Source organism: Streptomyces lydicus, from assembly GCF_004125265.1.
GTDB lineage: Bacteria > Actinomycetota > Actinomycetes > Streptomycetales > Streptomycetaceae > Streptomyces > Streptomyces lydicus_C.
Window position 1 is genome coordinate 5,280,694 of record NZ_RDTE01000003.1, and the last position, 20,686, is coordinate 5,301,379.

17 protein-coding genes are annotated in these 20,686 nt (G+C 71.3%); 8 read left to right on the forward strand and 9 right to left on the reverse strand.

Annotated elements, in window-relative coordinates:
- Nucleotides 1–163 precede the first annotated feature (163 nt).
- Nucleotides 164–1,057 carry a hypothetical protein gene (locus D9V36_RS25765; protein ID WP_241721034.1) on the forward strand — a complete coding sequence of 298 codons (894 nt, stop codon included), beginning with the start codon at nt 164–166 and terminating at the stop codon, nt 1,055–1,057.
- A 105-nt stretch (nt 1,058–1,162) separates the two neighbouring features.
- On the opposite strand, the gene D9V36_RS25770 is transcribed toward D9V36_RS25765, so the two are convergent.
- The 3 genes from D9V36_RS25770 to D9V36_RS25780 form a co-directional block, all read right to left on the reverse strand.
- Nucleotides 1,163–1,372, reverse strand: coding sequence for a DUF397 domain-containing protein (locus tag D9V36_RS25770; RefSeq protein ID WP_088802123.1), 210 nt, complete (start codon nt 1,370–1,372; stop codon nt 1,163–1,165).
- 194 nt (nt 1,373–1,566) lie between these two features.
- Nucleotides 1,567–2,433, reverse strand: a complete 867-nt coding sequence (locus D9V36_RS25775) for a helix-turn-helix domain-containing protein (RefSeq protein WP_129295837.1) — start codon at nt 2,431–2,433, stop codon at nt 1,567–1,569.
- 331 nt (nt 2,434–2,764) lie between these two features.
- On the reverse strand, nt 2,765–3,526 hold the full coding sequence (locus tag D9V36_RS25780) for a GOLPH3/VPS74 family protein (protein WP_129295838.1): 762 nt from the start codon (nt 3,524–3,526) through the stop codon (nt 2,765–2,767).
- A gap of 666 nt (nt 3,527–4,192) precedes the next feature.
- On the opposite strand from D9V36_RS25780, the gene D9V36_RS25785 reads away from it, so the two are divergent.
- The gene (locus tag D9V36_RS25785) at nt 4,193–6,832 is read left to right on the forward strand and encodes a D-alanyl-D-alanine carboxypeptidase family protein (RefSeq protein ID WP_241721035.1); all 2,640 of its coding nucleotides are present in this window, start codon (nt 4,193–4,195) and stop codon (nt 6,830–6,832) included.
- A gap of 176 nt (nt 6,833–7,008) precedes the next feature.
- A complete protein-coding gene (locus tag D9V36_RS25790; RefSeq protein ID WP_347239729.1) occupies nt 7,009–8,565 on the forward strand; it encodes a glycosyltransferase family 39 protein in 1,557 nt (518 codons plus the stop codon).
- Here the strand turns inward: D9V36_RS25790 and D9V36_RS25795 are convergent.
- The 3 genes from D9V36_RS25795 to D9V36_RS25805 all read right to left on the reverse strand — a co-directional run bounded on the left by D9V36_RS25795 (nt 8,554) and on the right by D9V36_RS25805 (nt 10,624).
- Nucleotides 8,554–9,420 carry an ATP-grasp domain-containing protein gene (locus tag D9V36_RS25795; protein WP_129295839.1) on the reverse strand — a complete coding sequence of 289 codons (867 nt, stop codon included), beginning with the start codon at nt 9,418–9,420 and terminating at the stop codon, nt 8,554–8,556. The genes D9V36_RS25790 and D9V36_RS25795 overlap by 12 nt on opposite strands.
- A complete protein-coding gene (locus D9V36_RS25800; protein WP_129295840.1) occupies nt 9,417–9,806 on the reverse strand; it encodes an ADP-ribosylation/crystallin J1 in 390 nt (129 codons plus the stop codon). The genes D9V36_RS25795 and D9V36_RS25800 overlap by 4 nt, the downstream gene beginning before the upstream one ends.
- 98 nt (nt 9,807–9,904) lie before the next feature.
- On the reverse strand, nt 9,905–10,624 hold the full coding sequence (locus D9V36_RS25805) for an ArsR/SmtB family transcription factor (protein ID WP_129295841.1): 720 nt from the start codon (nt 10,622–10,624) through the stop codon (nt 9,905–9,907).
- Nucleotides 10,625–10,687: 63 nt separating this feature from the next.
- Here D9V36_RS25805 and D9V36_RS25810 point away from each other — a divergent pair, with 63 nt between their 5' ends.
- Nucleotides 10,688–11,548, forward strand: coding sequence for an isocitrate lyase/PEP mutase family protein (locus D9V36_RS25810; protein ID WP_129295842.1), 861 nt, complete (start codon nt 10,688–10,690; stop codon nt 11,546–11,548).
- A 30-nt stretch (nt 11,549–11,578) separates the two neighbouring features.
- Here D9V36_RS25810 and D9V36_RS25815 read toward each other — a convergent pair whose 3' ends face one another.
- Nucleotides 11,579–11,866, reverse strand: a complete 288-nt coding sequence (locus tag D9V36_RS25815; protein ID WP_129295843.1) for a hypothetical protein — start codon at nt 11,864–11,866, stop codon at nt 11,579–11,581.
- Between the two features lie 444 nt (nt 11,867–12,310).
- On the opposite strand from D9V36_RS25815, the gene D9V36_RS25820 reads away from it, so the two are divergent.
- Together D9V36_RS25820 and D9V36_RS25825 are read left to right on the forward strand one after the other, a co-directional pair.
- Nucleotides 12,311–12,973 (forward strand): hypothetical protein, encoded by a 663-nt coding sequence (locus tag D9V36_RS25820; protein WP_241721036.1) that lies wholly within the window; start codon nt 12,311–12,313, stop codon nt 12,971–12,973.
- Nucleotides 12,970–14,241, forward strand: a complete 1,272-nt coding sequence (locus tag D9V36_RS25825; protein WP_129295844.1) for a sensor histidine kinase — start codon at nt 12,970–12,972, stop codon at nt 14,239–14,241. Before D9V36_RS25820 ends, D9V36_RS25825 begins: the two co-directional genes overlap by 4 nt.
- Nucleotides 14,242–14,448: 207 nt before the next feature.
- Here the strand turns inward: D9V36_RS25825 and recQ are convergent, their stop codons facing one another.
- Nucleotides 14,449–16,560: a DNA helicase RecQ gene (gene recQ, locus D9V36_RS25830; protein WP_129295845.1), complete on the reverse strand. Its 2,112-nt coding sequence runs from the start codon at nt 16,558–16,560 to the stop codon at nt 14,449–14,451.
- Between the two features lie 216 nt (nt 16,561–16,776).
- On the opposite strand from recQ, the gene D9V36_RS25835 reads away from it, so the two are divergent.
- Nucleotides 16,777–18,876: a SpoIIE family protein phosphatase gene (locus tag D9V36_RS25835; protein ID WP_129295846.1), complete on the forward strand. Its 2,100-nt coding sequence runs from the start codon at nt 16,777–16,779 to the stop codon at nt 18,874–18,876.
- Nucleotides 18,877–18,978: 102 nt separating this feature from the next.
- A complete protein-coding gene (locus D9V36_RS25840; RefSeq protein WP_129295847.1) occupies nt 18,979–19,776 on the forward strand; it encodes a hypothetical protein in 798 nt (265 codons plus the stop codon).
- Between the two features lie 253 nt (nt 19,777–20,029).
- Here the strand turns inward: D9V36_RS25840 and D9V36_RS25845 are convergent, their stop codons facing one another.
- The gene (locus D9V36_RS25845; RefSeq protein ID WP_129295848.1) at nt 20,030–20,623 is read right to left on the reverse strand and encodes a hypothetical protein; all 594 of its coding nucleotides are present in this window, start codon (nt 20,621–20,623) and stop codon (nt 20,030–20,032) included.
- Between the last annotated feature and the right edge of the window lie 63 nt (nt 20,624–20,686).

Below are 20,686 nucleotides of genomic sequence, written 5' to 3' on the forward strand. Positions count from 1 at the left end.
CTACTCGCTCCTGATGGGTCGTCAGGCTAGGTCCGGGGGTCGGGGAAAGCCAGAGCTGCCGCCGCCGGCGACGCCCGCCCCGGAGCCCCCCTCCAGAGCCTTCTCCCAGAGGCGCCGCTGGACCCCTCCCCATATGACGCATCGTCAGCTACACCTGTCTGCCATGACCGCAGACCACAGAGGAACGCCGCCCGATGGAGCCACCACCAACACCGGGGTCGCCACGGACACCGGGGTCGCCGCGTACGCCGAGCTGGCCGCCGTCGGCCCCTACGGCGTGCGCCCCGGGCATGCGCTGATCACCATGGTCGAACCCCATCCGGGGCACGAGTACGCGTACAACCGCTGGTACGAGGACGACCACTACATCGCCGGCGCGATGGCGATGCCGTGGATGTTCGCCGGCCGTCGCTGGGTGGCCACCCGTGACCTGCAGCTGCTGCGCCGCCCGGAGAAGTCCGCCGTCGCCCGGCCGGTCACCACCGGCTGCTACCTCTCCACCTACTGGCTCACCGAGGGCCGTTACGACGAGCACATGAAGTGGACCGTCGGCATCAATCAGCGCCTCAACCGGGACGGCCGGGTCTACCAGGACCGTACGCACGTCTTCACGGCCTTCCAGGAGCATGTGGCTACGGTCTACCGGGACGGCGCCGCCGGCCCGCGTGACTTCCATGCGCTGGACCACCCCTACGCCGGGCTGGTGCTGGAGGTGATCGACGCAGACGGGCCGGAGCAGCGGGCCGAGCTCGAGGAGTGGCTGTGCGCCCGCCACCTTCCCCGGCGGCTGGTGGGTTCACCGGCCGCGATGGTGACGGTCTTCCGGCCGACGCCGCTGCCGGGGGACCGGATGTCCTATGTGCGGCAGGTCGTGGGGGTGGATACCCGGTTGACCCTCCTGTGGTTCCTCCAGCAGGACCCACGCGACGGCTGGACGGCACACTTCGCCGGTCTGGAGGAGGAGGTCGCGGATTCGGCGCCGGGGCGGGTGGAGCTGGTGGCGCCGTTCATCCCGACCGTGCCCGGGACGGACCGGTACGTATCCGAGCTGCGCTGAGGGTTGCGGGCGCGGGCATGGCCGAGCCCCCTCGGCCGGGACGGCGATCCAGTCGAGAGGGCTCGTATCTGCGGACTGCGGACCCGCGGACGGTGACGGCTGAGGTCACGCCAGGTCGAACGCACCACCGGCGAGGTCCGACACGAAGCGGGCCCAGGAGGAATTGTCGAACGTGAGGCGCGGGCCGTCGGGGTCCTTGGAGTCCCGCACGGCAATCGCGGTGACGGCGGGCACGGCGATTTCCACGCAGGCGCCGTTGCCACCGGAGTACGAGGACTTGGTCCAGGAGAATGCGGAATTGGGCTGCACGGCCATGTTCACTCCAGCTCACTCTGAGTTACCGCGGATTCGGTAGTGATGACGCTACGCGCCAACATCACGAGCCGCAGAGGCCGTTCACCCGTCCGAATGGCATATTTCTTGATCCCTATTCACGGAGGCGCGTGCAGGTGTACCGTGCCAGCCTCTCCGCGGGAATGCCGGTTCCGTACTCTTTCTCCCTGGTGACCTCACCCCGCCGCATCCGCATGGGATTTCGCCGCGGCAGCGATGAACTCCCGGCTCTGCTCGGCACTCAATGCCTGTGCGCGCAAATGCTCGTACATGATCGTGTACTTGTGCACATCGTTGGTCTTCTCCAGATAGAGATCGCTGGTGACGCCTTCGATGTACACCACGCTGGAATCGGCGGCATCGTCGAATTCGAGGATGGAGAACGTTCCCGACATGCCGGCGTGCGCCCCGGTGTCGTACGGCAGGATCTGGACCGTCACATGCGGCAATTGACTCATCTCGACAAGATGGTCCAGCTGCTCGCGCATGATCAGGTGGCTGCCGACCACCCTGCGCAGCGCGCTCTCGTCCAGTACCGCCCACAGCCGCAACGGGTGCTCGGGATCATTGATCCGGTCCTGGCGCCGCATCCGCACCTGAATACGCTTGTCCAAATGGTCGGGCGCCAGCTCGGGGACCGTGCCGGGAATGACCGCCTGGGCGTAGCCGGTCGTCTGGAGCAGACCGGGCACCAGCAGGGATTCGTACACCCGCAGCGAGGCGGCCTCGGTCTCCAGGCCGATGTAGACGCTGTAGGGGATGTCGCCGAAGGCGTGCCACCACCCCTGTTGACGTGAATCCTTGGCCATCTGCATCAGCGAATCCACGATGCGGTGGTCTTCGACCTCGTAGACCCCGCACAGATCGCGGACATCGCGCTGGCTGATGCTGCGGCGGCCGTTCTCGAGTCTGCTGATCTTCGACTGCGAGACGAGCAGCCGGTCCGCCACCTCTTCTGCCGTCATGCCTTTGGCCTCGCGAAGCCTGCGCAGCTCCTGGCCCAATCGGCGTCGCCTGACGGTGGGGTTGACGTTGGACGCCACGCTAAGTGCACCTCCGGCTCCGTACTGCTGTTTTCTGGTCAGCAGACTGCCACCAACGGTCCACGTCGCGCTGGCAAATGGCTGGACAAGGTGGTCACGTTGGAAATTTGGGGCCGGAATCGGGAAAATGCGCCCGCGCAGCGGCGCGGGGTGGCGGGCCGGCCGTCGTCCTGAACGGCCGGCCCGCCATCCCGCGCTTCTTGCTGCGGCTCCCGAACGGGATCGTGGGGACGGTGGTGCGTGATCCGGTGTGCTGGTGATCCGGTGTGCGGTGCGATGGTGCGGTGGGTGTAGCGGTGGTGCGTGAGGCGCCGCCGGGTGTCCTACGGCGTCAGCGGGCGCCCACCCGGGCCATCCGCCCGTGGCCGTGCCGCGACTGGCCCGGCGCACCGGCCGGTTCCGCCGTGGCCCGGGCCGCCGGTTGCCCTACGGCTCCCGCGGTGGCGGCCTGCGGTCGCCGCGGCTGTGCCGCGACGCCGTTCTGCACATCCATGACGGCGTGTGCGACCAGCCCGCCCATCGGGTCGTGCCGGATCAGATCCCGGAGACGGGAGCGCGATGAACGCCCTTCGTTCCCTGGATACAGATGCTTGCCGAGACCGACCGCATGGGCCAGCGCGGCGAGCGCCGCGGTCCGCGGGTCCGGGGGTACGCCGGTGCGGATCGCGTTGTCCAGCCGGGCCCTGATTTCCCGGCTGATGGCTGTCTCCGTCGCCTGGTAGCGCGTCGTCGGCAGCACCCCGCACATCTGGCCCGCCACGGCATGCACCATGCCGCACCGTTCCAGGTGTGTCAGGTAGGTCTGGCGCAGCCCCAGCCGGGGCCCGCCGATCCAGTGGACCGCGCGCACCGGACTGCCGCGTCGGCGCAGCAGTTCGAGCGCGGAGTCCAGAGTTGGATCTCCTGTCGGCCGTGCCATCACCACGGCGATACGATCCCCGTCTGGGGCTATCCGTCCTGCCAGAGCCAGCTCTACTAGCTGGGCCCCGGCCAGGCCGAGGTCGAGCGACTGCGGCTGCGCTGTGGTACCCGTCGTCGGGTCCAAAGCGAGCAGCAGAAGCTCCTCCGGAATTGTTCTGCGGCTCCTGCCCATCCATGCCTCCCCGCGTGGATGAATGACAGGGTGACCCCTCTCACATTCATCTGTCGAGGGTGCGTGGGGGGTTCGGTAGGGAACCGGTAGGTATGTCGTTCTCGTCTTGCACGTAGGCGACATCTTTCTGAGGGGTGCGGTGCCCACCGGTACGCGTGGCGGCGAGATGGTGCCGTGCGGACACAGGACACTTGGGAACACTGGGCCAAGGCAGCGTGGCGACGTATGAAGGAGACATCGGTGGCGGGCGAGTCCCCCGACAAGTCGGACAAGAAGCAGTCGTCGGGGGAGACGGCGCGGAGCAAACGTGATCCGCGCCTGTCCGCCTTCCGCGGGGAGCCGGCCGAGCCGGCGAAGGAATCGGGGGCCGGGACGGACTCGAAGCCTGAGAAGAAGCCGGAGGCTGCGGCAGCGCCGAAGTCTGCGGCGAAGTCGGAATCTGGGGAATCTGGGGCGAAGTCGGGGTCTGGTGTGAAGTCGGAGTCTGCGGCCGGGACGGAGGCTGCGGCCGAGTCGGAGGCTGAGGTCGGGGCTGAAGCGTCCGAGGGCGTCGAAGCGTCCGAGGGGGCTGGGGCGTCGGAGGCGTCTGAGCAGCCTCAGGAGGCCGCTGAGGCTGCTGAGGGCGCCGGTGGCGGCGGGGGTGGCGATGAGCGACTTCGGGCCGCTGTGGCCGCCTGGGTCGCCGGGAAGGACGATGAGGACGGCGAGGGTGCCGAGGGCGGCGCTGAGGATGCCGAGGCCGGCGCCGAGGGCGCCGAGGCCGGTGATGCCGGTGACGGCGGCGCTGATGGTGACGCCGGTGCTGATGGTGATGCTGAGGGTGCCGTCGCCAAGTCGGACGTGAAGCAGGGAGAAGAGTTGGCGGCGGGGCCCGGAGCGGAGCCGGAAGCGGCGCCCAAGAAGGCTGCGCCCAAGAAGGCTGCGTCCGGGAAGGCTGCGCCCAAGAAGGCCGCGTCCGGGAAGGTTGAGTCCGACGGGGAAGGTGAGCCGTCGTCCAAGGCCGAGTCGTCGTCCAAGGTCGAGGCCGAGTCCGCGGCCGAGGTCGTCGATCAGCCGACCGCCGTCTTCAAGAGCATTGGGCAGCAGAAGGGCAAGTCCGACGGGAAGGCTGACGGGAAGGCCGGTGCTGCGCCTGAGGGCAAGGGCAAGGGCAAGGCTGGGGTCGATGGCAAGACCGACAGCAAGACCGATGGCAAGGCTGACGGCGAGGGCGGCGGTGAGCGGGATGGCGATGCCGATGCCGATGCCGAGGGAACGGCGGTGGATGAAGCCACCCGCGTGTTTGCTGTCGCGAAGCTGAAGGGGAAGGGTGCGGCGGCCGACGCCGTCGACCAGGCGACCAAGTCGTTCAAGATCACCCCGCCTGCCAGGGGCGAGGACGCGGCCAAGGTCACGCCCCCGGCGAAGAGCAAGGCCGCCGCCGAGGGCAAGGACGCTGCCAAGGGCAAGGCAGAGGGCAAGGCAGAGGGCAAGGCAAAGGACAAGGCAGAGGGCGAGGCCAAGACCGGCGCCAAGGGCGACGCCAAGGCTGGTGCCAAGGACGACGCCAAGGACGACGCCAAGGCGGCGCGTGGTCCCGAGCGGGACTCCGAGCGGACGAGTCAGTTCGTGGCGCTGAAGTCGGCGGACGACGGTACCGCCGGCAAGTCGCTGGGCAAGACGGCGCCCAAGACGCCTGCCCGTACGTCCGACAAGGCCGTGGAGCAGCCTTCGGACAAGGCGGCGGGCAAGACGTCCGACAAGCCCGTCGGCAAGGTCACCGACAAGGCTGCCGACAAGGCTGCGGACAAGACGGAGGCGAAGCCGGAGGGCAAGGCCGCCGGTGCGCTCCCCGCCGCCAAGCCTGCCGACAAGGCCACCGACAAGCCCGCCGAAACGGCCGCGCCGTCCAAGCCCGCCGGCCGGCCTGGCGCCATGCCGTCCGCCGCCACCGGAGCCACGGCTGCCGCCGCTCCCGGCGCGCTGCCCGAGTCGGAGCGGACCAAGCAGGAGCCCCTGCCGCCGCTCGATCTCCTGGCGCAGCTCACCAACACCCCGCCACCCCCCGAGACACCGCTGCGCACGGTCGTCCGCCGGTTCAAGATCTGGACCCCGCTGGCGGTGCTGCTGGTGATCATCTTCGTGGTCGCCCAGGCGGTGCGCCCGCTGCCCGACCCGACGCTCACCGTCGGCGACGCCGCGTCCTCGTTCACCTTCGAGGGCGGCAAGCTCGCCGTCCCGTGGCCCGCGGAGGGGCAGGCAGCCATCAAGGTGGTGGGTTCCGGGGACGTGGGGACGTTCGGCCCGCAGAAGCCGGTGCCCACCGCGAGCGTGGCCAAGATCATGACGGCCTATGTCGTCCTCCGGGACCACCCGCTCAAGAAGGACGAGAAGGGCCCGCGGATCGAGGTCGACGCCAAGGCGGTGACCGAGGGCGGATCCAAGCACGAGTCGCGGATCATGGGGCTCCGGGCGGGGCAGAAGTTCAGCCAGCAGGATCTGCTGAAGATGCTGATGATCCCGTCCGGCAACAACATCGCCCGGCTGCTGGCCCGTTGGGACACCAAGTCCAGCGACGAGGCAGCGTTCGTGAAGAAGATGAACGCCGCCGCCAAGGACCTGGGCATGAAGAACACCACCTACACCGACCCCAGCGGCCTGGACTCCAAGACCGTCAGCACCGCGGTCGACCAGCTCAAGCTGGCCGAGGCCGTCATGAAGTTCGACGCCTTCCGGCCGATCGTCGCCATGCCCAACGCCGAGATCCCGGGCCTGTCGGAGCGGCTCATCAACAACAACGACAATCTGCTGCTGGCGGGCCTGAGCATCAAGGGCATCAAGACGGGCTCCAGCACGGCGGCCGGCGGCACGCTGTCCTGGGCGGCCTACAAGACCGTCGACGGCAAGGACCGGCTGATACTGGGCGCGATGATGGACCAGCACTTCAAGGGCCTGGACCCCGACGGCTCCAACAGCCTCACGATGGTCAAGGAGAACAGCAAGAAGGTCATCGAGGCCGTACGCAACGCGCTGACCTCGGCCACGGCCGTGAAGAAGGGCCAGGTCGTCGGCTATGTCGACGACGGCCTGAACGGAAGCACGCCGGTCGTCGCCACCAAGGACCTGAAGGCGGTCGGCGTCCCGGGCCAGAAGCTGAGGTTGAGCGTCGGTGACGGGGGCAAGATGGTCCCGCACACCGCGAAGGCCGGTACCGAGGTCGGTGAGCTGACCGTCGGCAACGGCGAGAGCATGCAGAAGGTGCCGGTCGCCCTGCAGAAGGACCTCGTCGAGCCGTCCTTCGGCGCGAAGCTGATCCGCATCACCTGAGCGGGCCGGGGGCCGCGGGCGAACGTCCTGCCCGCGGCCCCCGGATCGCCGTACCCGGCCCCTGGTCCCCCGGCCCCGTCCGGTGCCGGGGGCCCCTGCCTTTCCGACTGTCTGTCCGTCCGTCCCGCGCGTGACCGGAGTCCGTCATCGACGTAGCGCAAGCGCAGAAGACGTACGTGTCCGCCGCGGCCGCCCGCAGCGCGTGGGCGGCGCAGAGCGCGGTGGTGCTGTTGCCCTCCGGGCTGATGTTGCTCCTGGGGGCGTGGGGGATCCGCCGGCAGGACGCCATATGGCGGGACGAGGCGGTCACTTACGACATGGCGCACCGCAGCCTGGCCGACCTGTGGCCCACGCTGCAGCACGTCGATGTCGTCCACGGCCTCTACTACGCGCTGATGCACCTCTGGTTCCGCGTCTACGACGTCGCCCTCGGCGGCGCCTTCGGCGAGGCCGTCGGCCTGCGGCTGCCGTCCGTGGCCGCGATGACCGCCGCCGCTGCGGGCGTTGCCCTGCTGGGGGAGCGCCTGGTCGGGCGGCGGGCGGGGCTGTCGGCGGGTTGCACCTTCGCGCTGATCCCGGTGGTGCAGCAGTACGCGCAGGAGGGCCGCTCGTATGCGACGGTCTGTGCGCTGGTCGTCTGGGCGAGCTATCTGCTGGTGCGGGCCGCGGCCCGCCCGCGCCGAAAGCTGTGGCTCGGCTATACGGCGCTGATGCTGTTCGCCTGCCTGCTGCACGAGTTCGCCTCGCTGGCCCTGCCCGCGCACGGCGCCGCGGTGATCCTCGCGCGGCTGCCTGGCCGGACACGGCGCGCCTGGCTGCTCTCCTCGGGCACCGTCCTCGCCGGGCTGGCCCCGCTCGCGGTGTTCAGCACCCGGCAGTCCGCGCAGACCAGCTGGCTCATGTGGCCGGACCCCGTCCAACTGCTGACCTTCGCCGTGCTCGCGGTCCTCGGTCTCGTCTGCGCCCGCGTCCGGGTCCGCTCCCGCGGCCCGATCGGACTGCGCGCCCTCGGCATCCCCCTGCTGCTCCTTCCCACCCTCCTCCTGCTGCTCCTCTCCCATGTCGAACCGGCCTATGTGGACCGCTATGTCCTCTACTACGTCGTCGGGTTCGCACTGCTCGCGGGCGCCGCGCTGGCGCGGCTGCTGCGGCCGGCCGGTGAGCTCGGCCAGACCCGTGGCCGGCGGCTGCGGCGGATGACGGCGGTGGCCGTGGTGCCGGCCGTGCTGCTGCCCGTCAACGTCCATCTGCGCAGCCCGGACAGCCGGGTCGACGATGTCACCGCGATCGCGCACGCCGTGCACGAGGTGGCCGAGCCGGGCGACGGCCTGTTGTTCATGCCGTCCCGCAGGCGGATCTGGCGGGCGACCCTGCCGGACGACTTCCGCGGGCTGCGCGATCTCGCCCAGGCCGAGAGCCCGCCCGCCTCCCACACCCTCTACGGCACCGAGCGGTCCGGCGAGGCGATCCGCGACCGGATGCTGGCCGTCCGCCGGATCGTCGTCGCCGGCGACCCCGACGGGCAGCCGGTCGATGACAACGACCAGGAGATCGCCAAACGGTCCACGCTGCACACCGCGTTCGAGGTCTGCCGCACGCTCCAGGTCAGGGGCGCCCGGATCACGGTGTACGGGCGGGCGGCGGGGGATTGCGCGGGGTCGGGGGCCGCGGTGGCGGATGCCGGCCGTCAGTCCGTGAGGCCGTCAAAGCAGTCAAGGCCGTCAAGGCCGTAGAGGGTCCCTGGGCCCCTGAGGCTCCCGGGCCCCCAGCGCCCCCAGCGCCCCCAGCGCCCCAGGCTCCGCGGCCACGCGCAGGAAACGACGGTCGCCGTCCTGGACACGCCCGTACGGACCTGCCGCCCGCAGCACCACCTCCAGCACGGCCGCCGGATCCGCCGCGTAACAGTGCGCGAAGTACGGCATATTGGCCTCCACCACGGCCCATCCACCCCCGTCCAGCCGCCCCACATCGACCGCCGCCGCACTCGGCAGCGGAGCGAGCGCCGTCAGCCGGGCGGCGAAGGCGCGGACGTCCGGGGCGTACGGGTCGTCGTCCAGCGGCGCGGGGTCCAGGCGGCCGTGGACGGCGTAGCGGGTGGCCGTGACCAGGGCGCCGTCCAGGAGGAACAGCCGGTACTCGGCGACGAAGGAGACGACCTCCGAGACGAGCACCGGAGTCTGCGGGGCGGCCGGCGGCAGCCGCGCCCCGCAGGCCACCACACCCGGCGGGAAGGACTTGTCACTCGGCGGTTTGGCGAAGAACGCTCCGGTACGCCGTGACGCTTGCGCGTGTGTCGTCAACTCGATCCTGCGAAGGGTGAGTTGACGTGGAAGCCGGGCCGGCCAGTCGTCCGGAGGGTCCAGCAGGCCCAGCCGCAGTGGTCCGGCGACGCGGTCGGCGGTGCGCGGCCCGCCGTACCAGTGCACCGACCGCCCGGCCAGTGCGCGCAGGGTGTCCGGCCCGGTCAAGGTCACCGTTTCGAGGCCGCGGCGGGCGGCCGCCGCGTTCAGCAGGACGGCGGTGCTGGTGCGCTGTGCCGAGGTCAGCAGCACGGGAGCGGCGGGGGCGCGGCGCCGGGACGCCGTCATGATCCTTGCGGCGGGCGGAAGCTGCGGACGAGCTCGATGCGCCCGACGATATGCCGGTTGAACTCCTCCAGCTCCTCCGCGGGGACCCACAGTTCGAGGATCGTCTCGCCGCCCGCCTGCCGCACCGGATAGCGCTCGGCGAAGTCCGCCTCGATCTCGAAGCGGGTGACATGGCCGACGCCGGAAGCCGGCACGTTCCAGTCGCGGGCGATCCGTATCGCGTAGTCCTCGTTGAGCACGGGGTAGAAGATCGGCTGGTCGGGCAGGCGGGGCGGCCAGGCGCGCCAGCCGGAGGCCTCGACCAGGGCCAGCTCCTCGGGGCCGGTGGGGCGCCAGAGGGTGAGGGTGGCGGGCGTGGTCCCGTCCGGGCGCGGCGTCTCGATCATGCTCGTACGGTACGGGGGAGGGGAGGGCGGGGCACCGGGATTTCGGGGTTGGGGGCTCGGCACTCGGACCGCCCCCTCACAGCACTCAGACCGCCCCCTCACATCAGATCGGCCGCCGCCCCGTCGATTCCCAGCAGGTCCCGCAGCGCCGTCGCTCCGTCCGGGGTGAGACGCACGGCCCGGCCGCTGCCGATCCGGCGGACCCAGTGCCGGTGCAGCAGGCGGTCGCAGAGCCGGGCGCCGGCCGTGCCCGCGAGGTGGGTCCGGCGCTCGGTCCAGTCCAGGCAGCCACGGGCCTGGGGCCGTCGGCCCGTACGCAGCGTGGCCGGCTCGATCCCCAGGCCGTCGGTGAGCCACTGCCGCCCGGCGTCGGTGAGCGCGAACCCGCCGTCCTGGTCGAGCAGTCCCCGCCCGGTCATGGCGTCGGTGATCGTCACACCGAGCCGGCCCGCCAGGTGGTCGTAACAGGTGCGGCCCCGGGCGAGCGCGGCGGAAGTGCTCACGGCGCGCAGACCGCGGGGCCGCTCGGCCGGCGGGTCGAGCTGTGCGATCAGGGATTCCAGCAGCTCGGCGACGCGCGGACCGGCGAGCTGGACGTAACGGTGGCGGCCCTGGCGGCGCTCCACCAGCAGCCCGCCCTCGGTGAGCCGGGTCAGATGCTCGCTCGCCGTCGAGGGCGCGACCTGCGCATACGTGGCCAGCTCGCCGGCCGTCCAGGCCCGGCCGTCGAGCAGGGCCAGGCAGAAGGACGCCCGGGTGCGGTCCGCGAGCAGTGCGGCCAGCCGTGCGAGCTCGGAGCTGTACGCCGGAGTGGTCATGACTCCATTGTCCGCCGCGAGTCTTCGGCGCCTGCCGAAGGGACTGCGGCCTACGGTGCCCGTATGAGCACCTCCCCGGAGTACGCCACCTTCCACTTCCATGCGCTGCACCATGCCGACCAGCCGCTGCTGCTGCCCAATGCCTGGGACGTCATCTCGGCCGTCGCGCTCGCCGGGGCCGGATACGCGGCGGTCGGCACCACGAGCCTGGGCGTCGCCGCGGCTCATGGCTATCCGGACGGGCGGGCGCTCGCCGAGGCCCGCGACGCGACGCTGGCCCTGGCGCTGCGGCTCAATGGCCGGCTGTCCTGCCCGTACACCGTCGATGTGGAGGGCGGATTCGGCGGCGACGCCGGCCAAGTGGGAGATCTGGCCGCCGAGTTGGCGGAGGCCGGGGCGGCCGGGCTGAACCTGGAGGACGGGCTGCCCGGCGGCGAGGGGCTGCAGGATCCGGTCCGCCAGGCCGAATTGCTCAGCGCGGTGAAGGAGCGGGCGCCGGGCCTGTTCCTCAATGCCCGGATCGACACCCACTGGCTGACGGACAGCCCGCCGCCGCTGTCGGTGACGCTCGCGCGCGCCGAGCGCTATCTGGCGGCGGGCGCGGACGGCATCTTCGTACCGGGCGTCGTCGCCGACGAGGAGGTGTCGGCGCTGGTCGCCGGGATCCCCGCGCCGCTGAACATCCTCTTCGCCCCCGGACGGCACACCGTCAGCCGTCTGGCCGACCTCGGCGTACGCCGCATCAGCACCGGTTCGCTGCTGTTCCGTACGGCGCTGCAGGCGACCCTCACGGCGGCGGACGCGATCCGTACGGGGCGACGGCCCACGGATGCGGCCGGGGCGGGGGAGGGCGGCGAGGCGCTGGGCTACGAGGCGCTGGGCTACGAGGAGGTGCAGCGGCTGGTGGTGGGGGAGGAGGCGTAGCCGGACCGGGGACTGTGAAGACGGGCCCTACTAGGCTTCCTGGCGTCCCCGGCCGCCGTGGCGCCGACGGTGCACGGCGATGACCGCGCCGGCCACGCCCAGCGCACCCGCACCGCCTATCACCCCGGCCTTGGGCAGATGGCCGGCCTTCTCGGCCAGCCCGGCCAGCCCGTTGTCGGGCAGCATGATCGAGGTACGGCTCTCCGTGGGCGCGGTGGAGTCGGCGGCGAAGGCGGCGCCCGCGGGAAGCAGCAGGACGGCCAGCGCACCGGTCGCGACGGTGGCGGTACGGATCATGGAGCGGTGCTGGGCCCGCATGGGTACTCCTCGTCGTGGGCGGCTGGTGCCGCCGTAGGGGCGTGGTGACTAAGGAGCACGCTACGGAGCGTCCTTAACGGTAATCCGTACGTTGTGTAACAGTCGCTGTGATCTCTGGGAGTGGTCGTGTGAAGAAACGCCCACCCGGAGGGGCAAAGGCTCCCACAAGCCGCCGGAATGGCCGATCCAAAGATTCCGTCTGTCGTCGTCTTGGATAGCTTTGTGTCAGGTTACGTCCTTGCATATGGCGCTTTCTATGTGAGTGGTCACGTCGAGTGGTCACGTCGAGCGGTCATGTCGAGCGGTCACGTCGAGTGGGCGACTCCACTGGGCGTATGTGTATCGCGCTGCGGGCAGGGCCGCGCAGCGGCACGGCGCGGAGGCGCGGAGGGCGCGTAGGCGCAGGGCGTGAAGGTGTGGAGGTGCGAAGGCGGTGGCGGCGATATGCGACGGTTGCGACCCGGCACGGCGCGCCCCCGCCGTGTCGCCCGCTTCCCCCTCTCCGCCCTCATCTCACTGGCCTCGCTCGCCCTCCTCGCGACGGGATGCGCGGGTGTGGAGGGGCTGCAGAGCGAGGGGCGAGCCCGGGATGTGGATGCGCCGCTGGTGCTGTGGCCGCACTATTCGCCGGCCCCGCCCGGCCGTGACGAGAATCCGGCGGCCCTGGTGCCCGTACCGCATGTCCCGCGGATCCCCAGTGGCAGCATGGCGGACGCGAACCCGCTCGCCGTCCTCAACGCGGACATCGTCGCGCAGGGCGGGAAGCCGCCCGCCCCGAAGGCGGTGCGCCGGCCCGAGCTGCACGACCTCACCGGCGACGGCAAACCGGACCTGCTCATGGCCGTCAACCTCACGCCTCGCAACAGTGAGCTGCGGGTGTACAGCGTCCGGGGCGCGGTGGTGACGCGGGTGCTCGTGCTGCGTGGGGTGCTGGCCAGCGTCGAGCTGGCGGCCGGGCATCTCGCCATCCGCGAGCCCACCAAGGATCCCCGGTACGTCAGCGTCACCGACTATCTCTGGGACGGCGATTCGATGAGCCTGTGGAACCTCACCCTCGATGACGCCCGCACCTCCCAGACTCCACAGGCCGGCGGCGGCAGCCCATGAGACGCCCGGCGGTCTCCCTCCGCTGGAAGATCGCGCTGACGGTGATGGCGGTGAGCTGCGCGGTCGCCGCAGTCCTCGGGGTCCTCGTCCACAATGCGGTGGCCCGCCAAACCGTCGGCCAGGTCCGCAAGGAGACCAGCGAACACCTCGGCACCGCCCTGGACCTCTTCGAGTACGGCACCTCGCGCGAAGGCCTCAACTCCCTCCTGGATCCGCCCCAACTGCCTGCCGAACTGCGCCGGTTGGCGCGCTCCGGCGAGCGCGGCACCATGGTGGGTACGTATCGGGGCCGTCTCGTCATGTGGGCGGCGGCGCCGGCCGACCGCCACGTCATGGCCGTCTGGTCGCCCTACGGCAACACGCACCGCTCCCTCGACAAACTCGACACCGCCATCCTCGGCTCCGCCGTGCTCGCCGCCGCGGCCGTCGCCCTCGCCGGGCTGTTCCTGGCCCAGCGCATCAGCCGGCGGCTGGCCACCACGGCGGCGGTCGCACGCCGTATCACCGCCGGTGACCTGGACGCCCGGGTCGGCAACGGCGCAGATCAGACGGGCGGCGGGGCGGCCGGGCAGGACGAGGTGGCGGCGGTGGCCGCGGCGCTGGACTCGGTGGCGGGCTCCCTGCAGAGCCGGCTCCAGGCGGAACAGCGCTTCACCGCCGATGTCGCCCATGAGCTCCGGACGCCGCTCACCGGCATCCTCGCCTCGGCCGAGCTGCTGCCGGAGGGCCGGCCCAAGGAGATGATCAACGACCGGCTGCGGGCGCTGCGCCGTCTCACCGAGGACCTGCTGGAGATCTCCCGGCTGGACTCCGGCACCGAGCGCGCCGACCTCGACGCCTATGACCTCGGGACGCTGGTCGAAGGCTCCGTACGCACCACCGGCCTCGACAGCGTCGTGCGGGTCGCCGCCGACAGGGTGGTCGAGACCGACCGCCGCCGCCTCGACCGCATCCTCGCCAACCTCGTCATCAACGCACACCGGCACGGCCGGCCCCCGGTCGTCGTCACCGTCGACGCCCCGCCCGGCGGCCCGGCGATCATCGAGGTACGCGACCACGGTCCCGGTTACTCCGCCGACCTGCTGCATCACGGTCCGCAGCGCTTCCGCACCGACGCCCCGGGCCGAGGGAAGGGCCACGGCCTGGGTCTGACCATCGCCGTCGGCCAGTCCGCCGTCCTGGGCATCGACCTCCGCTTCACCAACGCGCCCGACGGAGGCGCCCGCACGATCCTCCGACTTCCTGATGTCGCCCCCCGAGCTCCTTGACCTGCTGTCTGACCCCGCTCCCTGACCTGCTCCCGCTGGCCCGACCCGACCCGCCCTGGCCCGAACCGCCCCGTACCGGTGTGGCGAGCGGCCGTCCAACGCCCAGCCGCCCGGCCGCCCAGCCGCCCGGCCGCCCGGCCACCCGGCCGCCCAACGCACAGCCGCCCGGCTGCCCGGCCGTCCAGCGAACCGGGCACTGCCCTCCGGCTACCAGTCGATGTCATCCGGCGGCTCCGGAAACGCCTCCTCGTCATCAGGCTCCGGCCCCAGGTGAGCATCCCCCGGCGCTCTGCTCGGCCGGGCCGCCCCGGCAGCCGCCCCAGCGGTCGTTGCCGTCCCGGCCGCCGCCGTGGGCCCAGCCGCCGCCGTTGCCCCGGCCGCCACTGTTCCCCCGCCCGCCGCTGACGCGCCGGCTCCCTCTCCGCCGCCGCCCTCTCCGCCGGAGGTCTCCCGCCCCGCCAGCACATCCAAGATCTGCGATCCGTACTTCGCGAGCTTGTTCTCGCCGACCCCGTTGACCGCGCCGAGCTCGGCCGTGGTCGCCGGCCGGGCCGTGGCGATCTCCCGCAGCGTCGCATCGTGGAAGATCACATAGGCGGGCACGCCCTGCTCCTTGGCCGTACGCCCCCGCCAGCCGCGCAACGCCTCGAAGACCGGCAGGGCCTCTTCCGGTAGGTCCACCGGAGCCGCACGCTTGCTCTTCGTCTTCGCCTTGGCCGCCCGCGCCGCCTTCTCCGGCTCCCGCCGCATCGGCACCTCGCGCCGGCCGCCCAGCACCTCGGCGCTCGCCTCCGTGAGCACCAGCGTGCCGTAGTCACCTTCGACGGCGAGCAGTCCCTGGGCCAGCAACTGCCGTACGACACCCCGCCATTCGGCGTCCCTGAGGTCGTTCCCCACTCCGAAGACGCTCAGCCCGTCGTGATCGAACTGAATGACCTTGGCGGTCTTCTTCCCCGTCAGGATGTCGATGATCTGGCCCGCGCCGAACTTCTGCCCGCGCTCGCGCTTCAGCCGGACGACCGTGGACAGCAGCTTCTGCGCGGCCACCGTGCCGTCCCAGGTCTCCGGCGGGGTCAGGCAGGTGTCGCAGTTGCCGCAGGCGCTGCTCTCCTGCCCGAAGTAGGCCAGCAGCCGCACCCGCCGGCACTGCACCGTCTCGCACAGCGCCAGCATCGCGTCGAGATGGGCCGACAGCCGCCGCCGGTGCGCCTCGTCGCCCTCCGACCCGTCGATCATCTTCCGCTGCTGCACCACATCCTGCAGCCCGTAGGCCAGCCAGGCCGTCGACGGCTGCCCGTCACGCCCCGCGCGCCCCGTCTCCTGGTAGTAGCCCTCCACCGACTTCGGCAGATCCAGATGCGCCACGAACCGCACATCCGGCTTGTCGATGCCCATGCCGAACGCGATCGTGGCGACCACGGTCAGCCCGTCCTCACGCAGGAAGCGGGACTGGTGGTCGGCGCGCGTCCGCGGGTCGAGCCCCGCGTGATACGGCACCGCCGCAATGCCGTTCTCCACCAGGAACTGTGCGGTCTTCTCGACCGAGGCCCGCGACAGGCAGTAGACGATCCCCGCGTCCCCGGCATGCTCGTTCCGCAGCAGCTCCAGCAGCTGCTTCTTCGGTTCGCTCTTCGCCGCGATCCGGTACTGGATGTTCGGCCGGTCGAAGCTCGCGACGAAGTGCCGGGCGTCGGCCATCCGCAGCCGGGAGGTGATCTCGGTATGCGTCGCCTCGGTCGCGGTGGCGGTCAGCGCGATCCGCGGCACCTCGGGCCAGCGCTCGTGCAGCATCGACAGAGCCAGGTAATCCGGTCGGAAGTCATGGCCCCACTGCGCGACACAGTGCGCCTCGTCGATCGCGAAGAGCGAGACCTTCCCCCGGTCCAGCAGGCTCAGTGTCTGCTCGACCCGCAGCCGCTCGGGTGCCAGATACAGCAGATCCAGCTCCCCGGCCAGGAACTCGGCCTCGACGAGCCGCCGCTCCTCCAGATCCTGTGTCGAATTGAGGAACCCGGCCCGCACCCCGAGCGCCCGCAGGGCATCGACCTGGTCCTGCATCAACGCGATCAGGGGCGAGATGACCACCCCCACACCGCTTCTGACCAGCGAGGGAATCTGATAGCACAGCGACTTGCCGCCACCGGTCGGCATCAGGACGACCGCGTCCCCGCCCCCTATGACGTGCTCGATGATCTCCTGCTGACTGCCGCGGAACGACTCGTACCCGAACACCCGGCGCAGTACCTGCACCGCCTCGCTTGCGTCCGAGGCGCCTTCCACATCCATGTCCACGACCACTTCCACGTCCGCCAGAGCCATTCCTGAAGCCTACGAGTTCCGCGGGGGTCGCCGTCGACCCTGTGGATAACTCTCCTCGCTCCGGACGCCCGGTCGGACCCCGCAGGGCGTGCATGCCCGCCCGCACGCCCTGCGGGGTCGCCGGGGTCAGGGGCACCATGGAGGCACTGCGAGGTGCAGGGGACACAGGCCGCAGCCTGGCGCAGGCGGCGCTCACAGGCGGAGGGAGTGCCTGGGATGAGGACAGCCGGCCCCTTCGGATCCGCGGGCGATCAGCCCGGTGCCGGACCGCCGCAGCGCAGTGGGCTGCTGGACCTGCTCGGCGTCGCGGCGGTGGTGCTGGACTCCGACGGGCACATCGTGCTGTGGAGCCCGCAGGCCGAGGAGCTGTTCGGCTACACCGCGAAGGAGGCCCTGGGCCAGTACGCGGGCCGGCTGCTGGTCCACGAGCAGCATCTGGACCTGGTGATCAGGCTCTTCGCCGAGGTGATGGGCACGGGCAGCAGCTGGGCCGGCGCCTTCCCCGTCCGGCACAAGGACGGCAGCACCCGGCTCGTGGAGTTCCGCAACATGCGGCTGCTGGACGTCCGGGGCGACCTCTATGCGCTGGGGATCGCCACCGACGAGGCGGTCCTGCGGCAGGTGGAACGGGATGTGGCCCTGTCCACGCGGCTGGTCTCGCAGTCCCCGATCGGCGTGGCCGTCTTCGATACGGGCCTGCGGTACCTGGCCGTCAACCCGGCGCTGGAGCGGATGAACGGAGTGCCCGCCGAGGACCATGTCGGCCGGTCGGTCCGCGAGGTGCTGCCCCTGATGGACCTCGACGCGCTCGAGACCGCGCTACGGCAGGTGCTGGCGACCGGCAGCCCCCTGGTCGACGCGTACACCCTGGGACGTACGCCCGCCGATCCCGACAACGAGCACACCTGGTCCTTCTCCTGCTACCGCCTCGAGGATCCCCGCGGGCGGATTCTCGGGGTGGCCGGCCTGGTCGTGGATGTCACCGACCGGCACCGTGCGGCCACCGAGACGGCCCGTGCCCGCCGGCACCTTGCCCTCATCGCCGACGGCACCGCCCGTATCGGCACCACGCTGGAGGTGGAGCGGACCGCCGGCGAACTGGCCGACGTCACCGTGCCCGAGCTCGCCGACGTGGCGGCGGTGGACGTCCTGGATTCCGTACTGGACGACCGCCGTCCCACCACCCCCGGCGACCACCATGCCCTGTTCCGCGCGCTCGCGGTGCGCGCCGCTCACCCGACCGAGGCGGTCCGCGCGGCCGATCCTCCCGGCCGGCTCGCCAGCTACGGGCCCGACCGGCTGGTCACCCAATGCGTGCGCACCGGCCGTCCCATCCTGGTTTCCCACGTCGGCGAGCCGGACCTGATGCGTATCGCACGCGACCCCGAGGCCGCCGCCCTGCTGGCCCGGGCCGGCATCCACAGCTACCTCACCACGCCACTGATCGCCCGCGGCGAGGTCCTCGGCGCGCTGTGTCTCAGCCGCGCCCGCAACCCGCTGCCCTTCGACGAGGACGACCTGACCCTCGCCGCCGAACTGGCCGACCGCGCCGCGGTGTGCATCGACAACGCCCGTCTGTACCAGAGCCTGCGCAATACGGCGGTGACCCTCCAGCGCAGCCTGCTCCCCGACCGCCCGCCGCACCGCACGGGACTGGAGACCGCCACCCGCTACCAGCCCGCCGGCACCACCAGCGAGGTCGGCGGCGACTGGTTCGACGTCATCCCCCTGGCCGCGGACAAGACCGCCCTTGTCGTGGGCGATGTGATGGGCAGCGGCATCAACGCCGCCACCACCATGGGGCGCCTGCGTACCGCCACCTCCACCCTGGCCGACCTCGATATCCCGCCGAGCGACGTACTGCGGCACATCGACAAGATCACCGTCGGGCTGGAGTACTACGCCACCTGCGCCTACGCCGTATACGACCCGCACCGCGCGGTGTGCGACATCGCCATCGCCGGCCACCTGCCCCCGGTGCTGATCCGCACCGGCGAGCCCCCCGAACTCCTCGACCTGCCCACCGGTGTACCCCTCGGCGTCGGCGGCGTCCCCTTCGAGGCCACCACCTTCCCCCTGCACCCCGGCGACCGGCTGGTCCTCTACACCGACGGCTTGGTCGAGACCCGCCACCAGCCCATCGACGCGCGCCTTGACCTCCTCCTCAGCCTCCTCGGCACCCCTGACCGCTCCTTGGAGGACACCTGCGACCGCCTCCTCGACGCCCTCCGCGACCCGGACGACCACGACGACGTCGCCGTCCTCATCGCCCGTCCCCTACGGCTCGAAGGGCCGGTTCCCCCCGCCCCCGCCTGAGCGGCGTCACGGCAGGGTCACGCCCGGCCAACAGCGCAGCCATGGTCGGCCTTCCAGGCTGAAGGAGATACCCACGCAGGCCGTCCGCCCAAAGGAGGCATCATGGTGAAGCGCATCCGGAAACACCTACCCAGCGTGATCGGCGCGTCCGTCCTGACGGTGGCGCTCGTCGGCACGGGTGGTGTGATGAGCGTGCAGGCGGCACCCCAGAGCGCGAAGGCCGCCCCGACCTCGTCGAGTGCGGCGCCCAGCCTGCTCTGCAAGTTCCTCAGAGACCCCCATACCGGCAAGCTCATCGTGGTGAACGTACGGAACGGCAGGGTCGTCCAGAACCCGAGGCTCTGCGTCTTCGTCGGCGGCAGAGGTGGCGGCGGCACAGGAGGCGTCACCACGGGCGCGACCACTACGGGCGCCACCACCACGACGACCGGCGCCAGCGTGACGACCGGCGCCACCACTACGGGCGCCACCACCACGACGACCGGCTCCACCACGACAACCGCCGCCACCACCACGGGCGCCACCACGACGACCGGCGGCCAGACGACACAGGGTCAGACCACTCAGGGGCAGACCACCCAGGGCCAGACGACCCAGGGGCAGACGACCCAGGGCGGTGGCACGGTGGCCGGTAATCCCCCGGTCGGCGGCCTCACGGTCGGCGGCGTGGTTGGCGGTGCCACCACGGTCGGCGGCCTCACGGTAGGCGGTGCCACCACGGCGGCCCCCACTACGGCGGCTCCCACCACAGCTGCCCCTACTACGGCGGCTCCCACCACAGCTGCCCCTACTACGGCGGCTCCCACCACAGCTGCTCCCACTACGGCGGCTCCCACTACGGCGGCTCCCACCACAGCAGCTCCCACTACAGCTGCTCCCACCACCGGCGCCATGCAGTAGGACATGCAAGCCGATAGAACATGCAAGCAGTAGGACATGGTGAGGGCGGCGAACACCGAACACCACCATCACCAGTGGCCGTGCGCAGCGGGAAGGCCGTGGTACGAGCCGGCGCACACGGCCACCGGTGAAGGTGGCGGTCGTCGAAGATCAGAGGTAGGCGATCAGGCGTAGAAGTCGCGCTGTCACCGTGCTTGGCCGGAACGGCCGGTAAGCCGAGTCAGTCCTCCCCGACCTCCCCGACCTCTCCGACCTATCCGACCCGCGCCCCGGCGGCACGTGCCAGCGCCCGCGCTTCGGGACCGACACCCCGTTTGCGAGGGGACATGCGTGAGTCCGTCGCTTCCCGCTGGGCGACCCGCAGGAGGTTCCGCGGCCCGGGACTCGCCACGACACCCACGAACCGCGGGTCGCCGGCGAACCACGCCGCTGTGAGCCGGCCGGACTTCACCACCCGCACCCAGAAGTGCCGCCCGGTCCCGAGCACGCCGCCGTACCCGAGGCCCACGGTCTTCTCAGGCCGCTCCGGGTCGGGGACCACGAACTGCGTGCTGCCGTTCTTCTTCGACCTGACCTCGGCGACACCCACCTGCCACGGGTAGACGCGCAGCACCCGGCGGATTCCCATCAGAGCAGTGGCCGCCATCAGCGCGAGCAGGGCGTACCAGATGCCGACGAGCAGCACGGGCATCCAGAGCACCAGCAGCCAGGCGGGCGTCATGACCACAGCGAACAGCCAGGCAAAGAAACCCAGGAGCCAACCCAGCAGGGCCACGCACCGGAACAACGCGGTACGGCGCCATGCGCGGCGGGTGGCCGGGTCCTCCCAGGCTGTCTTGTGGTGCACGCGGGATGGCAGATCCCGATGCCCCGTGGCGACCTCGTTCCGAGACGGGACGCGGTCCTTCAC